Here is a 13,320-nt window from a genome sequence, read left to right as displayed (position 1 = left end):
AAACAATGGTTTCAAAAACCGAGCATCGATTGGGTAGCAAAATATGCCAATAAGCAGTCGTTGGTTAACCATCCGTTACTCAAAGATTTTTATTCAAGGCCGATTGCTAAGGGTAGCACGCCAATCGATGAAATAGAGTTTGTCGCTTTAGATTTGGAAACAACGGGTTTAAGTGCGCAGCATGATGACATTATCACCATTGGCTTGGTGCCTTTTACCTTAAACCGTATCTATCTCAACCGCTCTAAACATTGGATAGTTCGGCCACGCCAAGCGTTAAAAGAGGATTCGGTGGTTATCCATGGCATCACACACAACGATATTTTAGATGCGCCAGATTTGGCAGAAGTGCAGGAGTCGATACTGAAGGCCTTATCTGGAAAAATTGTTGTGGTTCATTACCGTCATATTGAACGTAGCTTTCTCAATCAAGCATTAAAAGTGCGATTGGGTGAAGGTATTGAGTTCCCTGTGATCGATACTTTGCAATTGGAAACGGAAATTCAACAACGGTTACATGGAGGTTTATGGAACCAGTTAAAAGGGCAAAAACCACAATCAGTGCGTTTAGGGCAAGCGCGGGCGCGTTATGGACTACCAGCGTACACTCCACATCACGCTTTAGTTGATGCCATTGCCACTGCGGAATTATTCCAAGCACAAATCGCTCATCATTTTGATCGGCAGCAAAGTGTCCGAACGTTGTGGCTATAACTTTTTGATTATCCTTTCAAGGGATTCTTTCAAGGTTTAGTACCGTGATCGACACGAGCAAAAAAAGAGGAACCCATGTTAGGTTCCTCTTTTTTAATCACATCTCGCCTTGCTGCTTTTACGCTTAGAACTTACAGCTTAAAGCGACGAATTTCATTTTCTAACTGATGCGAAAGCTCAGAAAGTTGTGATGCTTGTGCGGCTGCTTCATGCGCTTCTTGTGCAAGATCGTTAGACACATCGCGGATCCCTTCCGTGTTGCGAGTAATTTCCGACGTCACAGAAGCTTGCTCTTCAGCGGCCGAGGCAATTTGCGTCGCCATGTCACTGATGCGCTCAACTGAATTATGAATTTGCATCAAACTTGCTGCAGCGGCGTTCGCATCATCTACACTGGTTCCAGCAAGCATACGGCTATCACCCATAATGCCAACCGCTTTACCCGTCGTTGATTGCAACGTTTCGATCATCTGCTGAATTTCTTTTGTCGAAGCATGTGTACGTTGGCTAAGCACACGAACTTCATCGGCAACCACGGCAAAGCCACGACCTTGCTCACCAGCACGTGCAGCTTCAATCGCCGCATTCAATGCTAGCAGGTTAGTTTGCTCTGCTATGTTTTGAATGGTCGCCAGAATCGTATTGATGTGTTTGCCGTGTGCTTCTAGCTCAAGGATAACATCAGTGGCCACTTGAACTTCTTGAGCCAGATTTTGAATCGAGCCTTGTGTTTGTGAAACTTGATTCGAACCATGTACGCAAGCCGTTACCGCTTCGCCAGAGTTTTGAGCGGTATGATCTGCGTTACCGGCAATCTCTTGTGTAGCTGCGGCCATTTCATTGATGGCCGTAGCCACCATATTAATTTCATCTTGTTGTAAACGGATACGCGCACTACGCTCTTTGGCTTGAGCGGCCGTCTGTTTTGACTGTTCAGACAACGCAGCAGAAACAAAGCTGAGTTTAGAAACCATGGTGTGCATGTTACCGACAAAGGTATTGAAGTTTTGTGCTAATTGCCCAACTTCATCATCGCTTCTTGGTTCAAGACGTTGAGTTAAATCACCGTCTCCGGAAGCAATTTCCTCTAATGCTTTGGATACTCGGCTAAGATCTCTAAACAAAAAGCTCACTAACCAAGAGACGATTACAATCACAGCAATAGTAATCACAAGCGCAGTCACAATCAGGCCGGTAAGCAAAGATGTATGCGCTGCTTCTTCCGTTGCACGATCCATTTGGATAGCGAAAATCCAATCGGTTTGCGGCACTTTGGCGAAGTAAAATAGCTTATCAACACCTTGTAATGACGCGTCTTCAACGGTACCTGAAGCCACTGCTTGCTCTATCATGTTCATCGTCAACGTCTTCGACAATGACGACACTGGTTTTAATAAGAAATTTTTATCTGGATGCGCTAAAAAGGTTCCATCTTGCGCATCAATTAACATCGCGTAGGCGTTTTTGCCCGCATCTAAACTGATGACATCTTGGATGAGCTGATCGATTAACACATCGGCACCAACGACGCCGACAAATTGCCCATTGCGACGCACAGGCTCTGCAATTGTCACCAACAGTGCATTGGTGATCGCGTCTTTATAAGCGGTGGTGATAATTTGTTTATTCGCTGAAACGGCATCTTTATACCAAGGGCGTTGGCGAGGATCATAGTCAGCACGGTTACGCTCAGGGTGTGAACGATACATCTCACCTTGCGGTGTACCAAAGAAAATATCATCAAAGCCACCCGCTTTGCGAGCTTGCTGTAAGAAAGGGACGACATCATCTTGAGCGGTGTAGTCATTAAAAGCGGTTGAGATCTCTTTACGGACCACAATCCAGTCCGAAATGCCTTTCGCAGCGGCAGCTGACAAGCTTTCTGCCCGCGAATATACGCCATTTCGAGTTTGTTCAAAGAGTTGATCAGCGGCTAGCCAAGTCAACGCGCTCGCCATAACGACGACGGCAGAAAGACTGGCACCGATTAGCTTTTGCTTTAGGGTCAATTTCATTGGGTTACAAAATGTATGAAGCGGAAAAGGTGGCGAATATTAACCAGATTTCGCATAAGTTGCACTAATTATGTATCTATTTTTGACACAATATAACCTTTTGCTTTTACTAAAGTTATTAATTAATGTTGTCATGACGACTGTCAAAAAACAGCAAAAAGGCGACTAAAAGTCGCCTTGATGATTAACGTCCATACCCTTCCCACTTAAAGCGGCCTTGGGTATATCTGAATTAGTGCTTAGATAATTCGGTTCGCATACCTAACAGTAGGCTCACACACATCAATAGTAAAACGATGGTAAATGGCAGCGCCGTTGATATTGCCGCAGCCTGCAACGCTTCAATAGCATTGGTGCCACCAATCCATAACAAGGCTACGGCGATAGCGCCTTCCATCAACGCCCAGAAAATACGCTGTAGGACAGGGGCATCCACTTTGCCTCCAGCAGTAATACTATCAATAACCAGTGACCCTGAATCTGATGAGGTGATAAAAAATACCAACACTAACACAACCGCAATCACTGAAAGTAAGGTGCCATAAGGCAGCGCATCAAACATTTGGAACATCGCCAGTGGCACTTCGGTCAAACCATTCGCGCCTAATTGGCCAACATTGTTGATGACTTGATCAATCGCCAAACCACCAAATACAGACATCCAAATCAAAGTAACAGCAGTAGGTACTAATAATACGGCGGTGAGGAACTCGCGGATAGTACGGCCTTTTGATACTCGCGCAATGAACATTCCAACAAATGGTGACCATGAAATCCACCAAGCCCAATAGAACACTGTCCAACCTTGGAACCAAGCCTCATCAGTTCGACCGTGCGGGTTACTGAGTGGGATGATATTTTCAATATACGCCATTAATGTGGTTGGAATGGATGAAAAGGTTACGGTATAGCCAATCAGTGCAACCAAAATCAGCAGCAAGAACGCAACGATCATATTGATGTTACTGATGACTTTGACACCACCATCAATACCACGCACCACGGAGACCACTGCTAATAAAGTAACGACGGTAATCACGACAATTTGTAAGCCCATTCCGGCATCAATGCCAAACACATGGTGAATACCACTAGCCGCTTGTTGAGCCCCCAGCCCTAATGACGTTGCTAAGCCAAACAATGTTGCTAATACAGCCAGAATATCAATGATGTGCCCTGCCCAGCCCCAAGCGCGATCGCCAAGTAACGGGTAAAAAATAGAGCGAATAGAAAGCGGAAGCCCTTTATTGTAAGTAAAGAACGCAAGGGAAAGCGCTACCACACCGTAAATGGCCCAAGGGTGTAAACCCCAATGGTACATGGTTGCACCTAATGCTAGTTTAGCCGCTTCGGGTGTGTTAGCTGCAACACCTAAGGGTGTCTCATACCAACCAGTAAAATACGCCACAGGTTCAGCGACACTCCAGAACATGAGACCAATACCCATCCCTGCGGCAAATAGCATAGAGAGCCAAGAAATAAAAGAGTAGTCTGCTGTCGCCTCTTGACCACCTAAACGTATTTTACCAAAGGGAGAAACAATCAAGCCTAAGCAAAACAGCACAAAAAGATTACCCGACCAAATAAACAGCCAGTCAAAAGTGCCAATAATTTTCCATTTAACGCCATCAAGCACGCTCTTCGCAACCTCAGGATCAACGACTAAAGCGGCGACTAAAAATAGCGCAATAAATCCGGCGCTAAAGCCAAACACTGGGTTATGAACATCAAACCCCCACTTTTGCACGTTATCTTGCCCGACAGTGTAGTCAGTACTGTCGATACTGTACTTATCAATACCTTTTGTCATTTTACCTCTCTAGAAATCTAGACATGATTTTTCAGTTGAGATTAATAACCATGAGAACGAAACAATTTTAAGACAAAAACCAAAAATAACTTCGTACTCATAGCAATTTATTTTTTCAATATGCTGAACACCCTACCAAAATCACAGAAAAAATCTACTAAAAAGCAACATAAAATGCCATGCAAGGCAAAAAACAAGTCTTAATGGTTAAACTTAAACCAATTTAGGGTGAAAATCGAAAACAAAAACATTCGAGCACTAATCATTTTACATCTCAACTTATACACTCATCACCTTAGACCAAAACAAAAGAGGTCGAATGCTACTTTTCAAGTGAAAAGAACTGCGCTATGGTCCCCGCTTATTAATAACTTTCTTTTTGGGACAATGAGTTTGGAAAAACATGAAGAAGTTTTGATCTCAATTCGACAAATTATTCGCGCAATTGATCTGCACTCTAAAAAACTGAATAGAGACGCTGGGCTTACTGGTCCCCAGCTTATTTTAATGCGCTCAATTCAAACCCTTGGTGAGGTGACTATCCGCACATTGTCGGATCATACGAACATGAGCCAGGCCACTGCCACCACCATTTTGGATAGATTAGAGCGCAACGGATACGTACAGAGAATTCGCAGCAATACTGATAAACGAAAAGTGCACGCTCATTTAACGGACGAAGGTAAGAAGCTGCTAGAAAAGGCACCGCAACCACTGCAAGAAAGCTTTGTCGAACAATTTAGGCAGCTTCAAGAGTGGGAGCAAAGCTTGTTGCTCTCATCAGTGCAACGTTTATCTTCTATGATGAATGCTGAAAACATCGATGTCGCACCGATGCTCGAAATTGGCTCTATTACCAAAGAAGAGTAGCTTTGATTGCATTTTAAAATTTGATCGTAAAAAAGCCTCGGGGCTACCGAGGCTAATTCATTCACAACGAACAGCAGATTAAATGGCTTTATAGATAACTTTGTTGCCTACTAACTGCTCTTTCACTACCAGATTTTCTTCTACTAGTTTCTTGAGTGCGCCAGTGGCCCAAGCGGCAGCTTTCGCATCTTCTTGACCAGCACTTAAGCCGATCGATTTAGGATTCATACCTTCTGCGTGGTTAGCGACGATATCTAAAACCTGTTGCTGTTTTGGCGTTAACGCAACATCCACTTTTTTAGAGTTCGCCGCCGCTTTCTCCACAACTACTTTTGTTGCAGCGGTTTTTGCTATGGTCGATTGCGCTGTTACAGGCTTTGCTGATTGAGAGGCGATCAAGTTTGCAACCGTCGCTTTAATACGCTTTTGCAATTTTGCCTGCACCTTACGCTTATGAGCAAGTCTCATCGAATATTTCTCCATTTCACTGCGTTTCAAGCAGTGGTGAAAATTTGAAGCGCGTTTTATATCAAAAATCGTCCTCGATTTGTAGGGCATAGCACAGATTGAGGGGCAAAAACGCATTTTGATGCGGTAACTGACTACAATTTATACAGGTCGCAACAGCCAACAACGATGCTGTAGCTCGAAGGAGTTTCACTGTTTTATGCACACCCAACATTTGTCTAATACGCGCTTTTCTCTGCAATCACCTGTGGTTAAATGGATCAATACGACTTGTATCATCGCTTCAATTTGCATTGTCATGTTCTCATCCAACATTATTCATGCGCTGCTGTTAGTAAGTGCACTGGCAGTGACTCTAATCACCTTCTATCTTTTGATTTTGAAAGGAAAAGTTAGCTACACCCTAACCGCTACCCATTTTCAGCAGCATCTCTTTAAAGGAGGTTGGGTCGTAAAATGGAACAATATCAGCCGCATTGGGGTATGCAGTTATGAATATCATGGTTGGCACCAACCTTTGCCTTGGATTGGGATCAAACTGAAGGATTATTCACCTTACCTTGAGAGTGTGTGTCCCAGAATCGCTAGTGAGATCTTGCTCAGCCAGCGCGCGCTGCTCTACTTAGGAGCAAAACAACAGCGCAAAGAGACTCAATTTGAAGATTTGGTACTCGACAACGCACCTTACACTGCGCCAAACGGTAATTACTATCATGGTCTTATGGCAATGTTAGCCAATCGGATGCGCTATCAACGGCAATTTTTTGATTATGATATTTTTATCTCAGCGCACGATCTGGATCGTGACGCCGAGGCGTTTGTGGGGCTGATTCGGCGCTACCTCGCGGCGGCCGAACCAGACTAAGACATAGTTTCATAGGCGCAGAAGGAACACTCTGAGCCTAATCAAGATCAATACAGGGGCATTTCATCTGCGACATAAGGGTTATTGGCACGTTCACGGCCAAAAGTCGATTGCGGACCATGGCCGGGCACAAACGTCACATCGTTGCCAAGTGGCCATAGCTTAGTTTTGATCGAGTGAATAAGGGTATTGAAATCACCTTGCGGGAAATCCGTACGGCCGATACTACCGTTAAACAATACATCACCAACAAACGCCAATTTCGCTTGCTGGCTAAACAGCACCACGTGACCGGGCGTGTGGCCGGGCGTGTGCAATACTTGTAGAGTTTGAAGGCCAAACTTCACTTCATCACCGTCATTAAGCCATTGGGTAGGTTCAAAGGCTTCCGTCAGTGGAAAACCAAACATTTTGCTTTGACCTTCGAGGCCTTGTAGCCAGAAGTTGTCCGCTTTGTGTGGTCCAATAATATCGACGCCGCCCAACTGCTGCGCCAGCGGTTCGGTTCCACCGACATGATCTAAATGACCATGAGTAAGAACCAAACTGACCACTTTTACCCCGAGTTCATTGATCAACATCACGAGCTGTTTCACATCACCGCCAGGGTCAACCACGATCCCTTCCATGGTGTCATCACACCAAACGATAGAACAGTTTTGAGAGAAGGAAGTGACGGGCACCACTTGATACTTTAACGACATACTAAAACCTTGTTCGAATTCGCAGTTGGCCGAACTATGACATTGACACTTTCATTTGACAAGTCACGAACAGCCTTATGACCAATGACGTACAGGCCCAGTATCAATGTGCACAAAATCACTGCTAGGATAATAACCAACACCGCCAGCGCCCAATTCGATCGCCGCTTCGCGTACTTGACTCAACTGAACACCATCTAACCGAAAATCAATTGCTTGGCCTAGCATATGGAAACTTTTCTTAGCAACCCCAGAGGAGTGAGTGCGCAACATTTCATTGGTGGCAGGAGATCGATAACCAGAGATGATTTGTACTTCTGCTTGAGTGCCAAGTAGAGATTGAATTTTCGATATTTGGTCAAATAGATTTTTGTCCATTGGATGGACTTCGTTGCGGCGGAAATCACGGCAAATATGGTTGAGCCGATCAAGCTCAGATCGAACATAACGAACACCGTTGAAATAACAGGTTTCAAGTGTTTCACCGGTATGTAAATTATTCATCGCGAGTATGCGAGAGGTTTCAGGGTACGATGCCAATACTATTTGGGGGGCACACGCCGCTACAACTACACCACTACCAACCAATTTTATAAAGTGACGACGAGAAACTAACAAGGTTTGATACCTTCACAACTGAATTTATTTTCAACAAGCCCGGACACTACCGGACTCCATTGTGAAGATCAAATGCATAAATTGTGCTCGAAATGCTCAAGAGAGAGCCACAGCATCGTTACTCTTTGAACATAAAAGAGATCTTTATTAAGTCATTTTTTGGTAAATTGAGAGACGCATCCCTGCTTACTTAGGTGACCACTGTTTTATCGGTATCCATTCACCCATTACTGGTACTGAATGCATCATAACGATAGATATCATCTCGGTAGTGCAGTTCCCCACCTTCATACCAAACAGTTTGATAGATGATGTGTACGGGGATGCGCTGCTTTAATGGGATCGTGCCATTCGCTGGCCCTTCTTTACCCGTTAATTTATCACCATTAATACCTTGGGTTTCTAATATCATCGAAGCAAACTTATCGGCATTTTGTACTCGAATGCAACCCGAACTAAAGGCTCGCGACGTATTATTGAATAGGTATTTACTCGGCGTATCATGTAGGTAAATCGCTCTGCGATTGGGCGTATTAAATTTATACAGACCTAATGCATTATCTTGCCCGGCTTGCTGACGCATTCGGTAGGGAAAAGAGGCCGGATTCACCGCAGACCAGTTGATGTTGCTTGGGTCAATTTGATCGTTCGAACGCCAGCTCGAAACAATATCAATATTGTGTTGACGCAAATAGTTTTGATCTTTTTTTACCATCGGCAGAATATCTTCAACCATGATTTTGTGTGGCACATTCCACGTCGGGTTTAGGATCAAAGAATCTAATTTGGTGCTCATGAGTGGCGTTTTGCGTGAAACTCGGCCCACCACCACTTTAGACTGAAAGACTTCTTTACCTAAATACCAGTAGCGCATATCAAAACTGGGAACGTTGACTACGATCTGTGTCTCTTTTGATTCTGGCCACAAACGAGTTCGCTCTGCATTTAATGCCAACATAGACAGGCGTGCCTGCAAAGACAAATTTAACCACTTTAAGGTCTCGGGGCCAATCATGCCATCAGCTTTTAAACCGTGCATCGCTTGAAACTCTTTCACAGGTTTGACCAAGCTGTTGTCATACCAAGTTACGTCGTCACGCACTGTGCTAACATCGATATTAACTAATGATAAGCGGGCAATAAGCACACTACGTTGTGAGAGCTTATCGCCAGGTTTTTTTAACCCTTTTTGGCTGTACAACGAGAGCGCTGCATTTTCAGTACTGAGCAGAAAATCATAGGCGTGTAGCAGTTGATCATAAGCCGCGTTGTTGGGCGCATAGCCATTGAGCAGATCGCCGATACTGTTAACTTCTACCGCAACATGAAGAGCGAACAAGGCTTCTTGGCTTGGTGGAGCAATGGCAGAGTTGAGCTTACGTTCAAAGAACCAAGCCATACCGACTTTGGGAGCTTGCTCGGCATAACTCAAATACAAAAGTAAAGTATCGGTTGCCAGCAGATCGTATTCGGTGAACGCTTGCTGATTCCGGTACGCTTTCATTTGCGCTAACTGGCGTGAAAATAAAGGGCTAAACCCCGCTCGGCGAATCACTTCCAATTGATGTTCAAATTGACGAACAATCTGCTCATCTTGCCAAATGCGCCGATTCTCATTCTCTTGGTAAATTCGTTCGACTAAATGCGGATATTGGATAAAAGATTGCAACGAGGCATTCTCTTGCGAGGCAGCAAAAGGCTGTACCTTCTCGGCAGAGTAAAGAGAAAAGCTACTAAAAATCAATAATAAAGCAAATAGGATGCTTTTACTCATTCCGATCTATCCAACAACGCTGATTCACGTTTCAGTATGGCAAAAGAAACGGCTATCTGCTAAACGTTGTTGTCGATATCAACAATATATTCATAAACTCTCATGCAATGAGAATTATCATTAAACAAATTTAGTTCGCTTACTCAGCTTTTTTGGCGAGAGTAATCAATGGCAGACCAGTGATTGTCCCATTGGACATTACTACGCGTGCGTATTTCAGGTTGAGGATAGGGTGAATTAACGACCAAGCCAGCTCCTGAACTGACTTGGAACTGCTGATCTTGCACTACCACGCCAGAAGCATCCGGCAAAGAGGCCAACTCAACCAGTTGCAGTGTCTCTTTTGACCAAATACCGTAACAGTTACCTCGTGGAGAAGTCGCTAAAATCCATTGGTCGGTCGCCGCAATACTGGCAATGTAATGGTTGAATCTTGCCCATTGTTCAGGCTCTGCCAAAAGCGGAATGAGTTCGCCACCTTGGTGATGTAGCGCTACCAAAGGTGGATACTCTTCCGGCTGACCTCGGTATTGTTGGCCGCACAGCACAGTATCTGCACCATCATGAGCAAGATGGCGGATGCTCAAATGGTGGTCGTTCAATATCCGTTGCTCAAGCACTTCTCCTTGATGAGAAAGGTAGGTCAAGCTCGGCATCATGCTCTCTACGTTGAGTGGCTCGCGGCCGAAGGTATGCACCCCACCCACCCCAATCGCGAGCCTGCCATCTGGCATCACAATGACTTCGTGAGGGCCAATACCAAAACCACTGAACTCAGCCACTTTTTGGTAACTGTGCTGCACATCATACACACCAATAATGCCGCGACTTGTCGCTTTCTCGCCTTCGGTTGCATAAAGCCACGCACCATCATTTGAGTAAACGCCGTGCCCATAAAAATGTCGCGTGGGTTGCGCCAGTTGCAATTTGATGAGTTCTCCATTTTGATAGTTAAACACCATCAAAAACTCGCCGGGACGACGAGCAAAAGCAACCGCATGCGTCAAGGTGGGATGAATAGCAACACCATGTCCCCTTGCAGGCAAAGGTAATTGGTGAATCGCTTGGCCTTGGGCGTCGGCTACAACGGCGCGAAACTGCGAGCCTTTATGAATAGCGCAACCAATCAAAGCGGGTTGTGGGCCACGGCGCGTAGTGGCACACCCCAGTGGCAGCAGGGGTGCTGATGCGCTCAATAACGCCGCTTTCAGTAGCGTACGCCTTGTTAGATCAGTCACCATCGGTTGCATTAAATCCTATCACTACACCTAGCTCTACCGCGACTTCATCATGCAGTAAATAATTGAGTTGCTCGAACTTGTTATAGAGCGCAAGCACCTCACGGTAGCCTGTTTTCGTTTGCAATAAATCAAATAAGCTGGCCGTTTGCGGCCACGTTTCCAACATCAAGGATAAATGTGCTTTTACGCGTTCGGCCATGACGACTTGATCTCTTTCCCGCAACATCTGATCTAAACCGTCTTTTGCTAAATAGAGTGCTTGCATCGCTTGAACATTCTTTTGCAGGTTATTCAAAGAGACTTTGGCGCGCCACGATTCTGAAAAATAAGGGCGTGGCTGGCCGATATTGGCTAAGGGGCGACTCAGTTTTTTCATGCTGTAATCAAGCTGATTGGAGAGCAACGCAATGTATTCGGCTTGCCAAGCACTCAGATCCAGCATCAACCATGGATTCTGTTGCCATTGCTCAGCAATCAAATGAGATTTCGTCGCCAAATTCGCGCTGATCGCTTGTCCAATCATACAGCCAGTTTCTAATTGCTGGTTTTTCATAAGCGGCGATTGAGGGTCATAGAGTAACCATTCCAATGCGCCAATCCCCTGCACTGTGACACTCTGGTTTGCAATCTGCTCCTCACTCCAGTGCTTGCCACTGCTCGTTAACAGGCTCATTTTTCGCCCGGTAGTGTCTTTTTTATCTGGCCAAAATTGTACGTTCCAACTTTGCTCGAGTGCTTTAGCTGGCCCTCTCTCTTGCCCTTGTAAAAACATCCACGCCCCAATAGTTTGCTGCCACTGTTCTTTCAGCAAGGGCAATGCAACATCGTCCGGCTGGCATTGCTGATCAAATAATTGAGCAAGCTGGTGCGATTGTTGAGCAAAACGCTGCGCCGCAGCAAATTCAACCTCATAAACACCTTGGCTAACATGATTGTTTTTTTGCGGCTCAAGCGCTGATTTCGGCGTGGGTTGACAAGCCGAAAGTACGCTGGTAACCGCTATCGAAAATAGCAGAGGAAATTTCATGCTCGCACCCTATAAAGAATTAAGAAAAGCGATCAACGCGTTGCGTTCGCTGGCATTGAATTGACGTACTTTCTCTTTAGCACTTTGCGCTTCACCACCATGCCAAAGTACCGCTTCCATGAGATTTCGCGCTCGGCCATCATGTAAAAAATAAGTATGCCCGCTCACCTCTTGCGTATAGCCGATCCCCCACAAAGGCGGGGTACGCCACTCTTGCCCATTGGCTAAGGCTTCTGGACGATTATCGGCTAACCCTTCGCCCATATCGTGCAGTAGTAAATCACTGTAAGGATGGATTTCTTGCTCTGACAAGGCTGGGCGATCCGTTCTTTTTACCGTTTTGAGGTTAGTACGGTGGCAACTCTCACAGCCAACTTGTTTGAACAATGATTGACCCAGCTTCACTTGTGGATCGTCGACATTGCGACGCACTGGAACGGCTAAATGCTGAGAATAGAATTCGACAAAATCAAGAATGTTGTCACTAACCTCAGGATCGCCGCCGTTAGGTAAGGTTTGACAGAGTGTTTGCTTCTCGGTGCAGTTTTCTTTTGGGAATAAACGGCTGGTCAATCCTAAATCGCCGTTAAACGCCGCGGCATTCTGTTGCATTAAACTAGGCTGTCCGGCTTTCCAACCAAAACGCCCGATGGCAAAATCTTTTTTTTCTACATCCCAAACACGGTTCACTTTGCCAGAGATACCATCGCCATCACTATCTTCAGGGTCTGCCATTGCTAATAAGCTGGCATCAGCAATGCTTTCAAGTAGGCCAAGGCCAATCATTGGCGGGGCGACACGCGCCGAAAACTGGGTATCAGGATGCATATCGCCATAACCAAGTTCAGCAATTTTTAAATTGGGTTTACGTAACATCACTTGGTGGCCATCCGTAAAAGCAACCGCAATCTCTTGATAAGTGATGTGGATTTGTCCTTCTGCTTTTTGATCGGGCAAAGCGAAATCTTGTAACTGTCCACCATAGATGGGTTCGGGGATCCCCCCTTCTTTGGCGTAGATCGCTTTTTGTCCATCCGTAACCGCTGGAATACTCAGGCGAACCAACATCGAAACGGCATGTGTGTCATTTTTTTCTGGCGGATGGCCGCGACCATCTTTGATGTGACAATTTTGACAACCATTGGTGTTAAAAAGCGGCCCTAAACCATCTCTTGCATCGGTAGATGATGGCGCTGGCACCCAAGGGTTACGAA

Annotated in this window: 12 protein-coding genes; 3 read left to right on the top strand and 9 right to left on the bottom strand. The window is 45.3% G+C overall.

Translation table 11 applies throughout. The features are described from left to right. Positions 1-714: 3'-5' exonuclease (locus tag AACQ21_RS14865; protein ID WP_105976615.1), on the top strand; the 714-nt coding region annotated here is incomplete at its 5' end. Positions 715-845: 131 nt separating this feature from the next. Here AACQ21_RS14865 and AACQ21_RS14860 read toward each other — a convergent pair. Next, positions 846-2,729, bottom strand: a complete 1,884-nt coding sequence (locus AACQ21_RS14860; protein WP_094125482.1) for a methyl-accepting chemotaxis protein — start codon at positions 2,727-2,729, stop codon at positions 846-848. Between the two features lie 232 nt (positions 2,730-2,961). Further along, the gene (locus tag AACQ21_RS14855) at positions 2,962-4,539 is read right to left on the bottom strand and encodes a BCCT family transporter (protein WP_013856751.1); all 1,578 of its coding nucleotides are present in this window, start codon (positions 4,537-4,539) and stop codon (positions 2,962-2,964) included. Between the two features lie 393 nt (positions 4,540-4,932). On the opposite strand from AACQ21_RS14855, the gene AACQ21_RS14850 reads away from it, so the two are divergent. Continuing rightward, the gene (locus AACQ21_RS14850) at positions 4,933-5,409 is read left to right on the top strand and encodes a MarR family winged helix-turn-helix transcriptional regulator (RefSeq protein WP_010320725.1); all 477 of its coding nucleotides are present in this window, start codon (positions 4,933-4,935) and stop codon (positions 5,407-5,409) included. Positions 5,410-5,487: 78 nt separating this feature from the next. Here the strand turns inward: AACQ21_RS14850 and AACQ21_RS14845 are convergent, their stop codons facing one another. After that, positions 5,488-5,877 carry a MarR family transcriptional regulator gene (locus AACQ21_RS14845; RefSeq protein ID WP_181185534.1) on the bottom strand — a complete coding sequence of 130 codons (390 nt, stop codon included), beginning with the start codon at positions 5,875-5,877 and terminating at the stop codon, positions 5,488-5,490. Positions 5,878-6,076: 199 nt separating this feature from the next. Here AACQ21_RS14845 and AACQ21_RS14840 point away from each other — a divergent pair, with 199 nt between their 5' ends. Beyond that, the gene (locus AACQ21_RS14840) at positions 6,077-6,742 is read left to right on the top strand and encodes a DUF2982 domain-containing protein (RefSeq protein WP_013856748.1); all 666 of its coding nucleotides are present in this window, start codon (positions 6,077-6,079) and stop codon (positions 6,740-6,742) included. A 47-nt stretch (positions 6,743-6,789) separates the two neighbouring features. Here AACQ21_RS14840 and AACQ21_RS14835 read toward each other — a convergent pair whose 3' ends face one another. From AACQ21_RS14835 to AACQ21_RS14810, 6 genes are all read right to left on the bottom strand, one after another. Then, positions 6,790-7,446, bottom strand: coding sequence for an MBL fold metallo-hydrolase (locus AACQ21_RS14835; protein ID WP_013856747.1), 657 nt, complete (start codon positions 7,444-7,446; stop codon positions 6,790-6,792). 75 nt (positions 7,447-7,521) lie between these two features. Continuing rightward, positions 7,522-8,064 carry a YcbK family protein gene (locus AACQ21_RS14830; RefSeq protein ID WP_105976611.1) on the bottom strand — a complete coding sequence of 181 codons (543 nt, stop codon included), beginning with the start codon at positions 8,062-8,064 and terminating at the stop codon, positions 7,522-7,524. Positions 8,065-8,284: 220 nt separating this feature from the next. Further along, positions 8,285-9,838: a L,D-transpeptidase family protein gene (locus AACQ21_RS14825; RefSeq protein ID WP_105976610.1), complete on the bottom strand. Its 1,554-nt coding sequence runs from the start codon at positions 9,836-9,838 to the stop codon at positions 8,285-8,287. Between the two features lie 143 nt (positions 9,839-9,981). Beyond that, positions 9,982-11,079 (bottom strand): DUF1513 domain-containing protein, encoded by a 1,098-nt coding sequence (locus AACQ21_RS14820; RefSeq protein ID WP_172859045.1) that lies wholly within the window; start codon positions 11,077-11,079, stop codon positions 9,982-9,984. Then, the gene (locus AACQ21_RS14815) at positions 11,069-12,106 is read right to left on the bottom strand and encodes an imelysin family protein (RefSeq protein WP_105976609.1); all 1,038 of its coding nucleotides are present in this window, start codon (positions 12,104-12,106) and stop codon (positions 11,069-11,071) included. The genes AACQ21_RS14820 and AACQ21_RS14815 overlap by 11 nt, the downstream gene beginning before the upstream one ends. A gap of 9 nt (positions 12,107-12,115) precedes the next feature. Then, the coding region (locus AACQ21_RS14810) for a di-heme oxidoreductase family protein (RefSeq protein WP_105976608.1) at positions 12,116-13,320 on the bottom strand (1,205 nt) is incomplete at its 5' end.

This window comes from Vibrio sp. V01_P9A10T6, from assembly GCF_963877065.1.
In the GTDB taxonomy this organism is placed as follows: domain Bacteria; phylum Pseudomonadota; class Gammaproteobacteria; order Enterobacterales; family Vibrionaceae; genus Vibrio; species Vibrio anguillarum.
The sequence above is the reverse complement of the archived record's forward strand: the minus strand, read 5'-3'. Positions and strand labels throughout refer to the sequence as shown.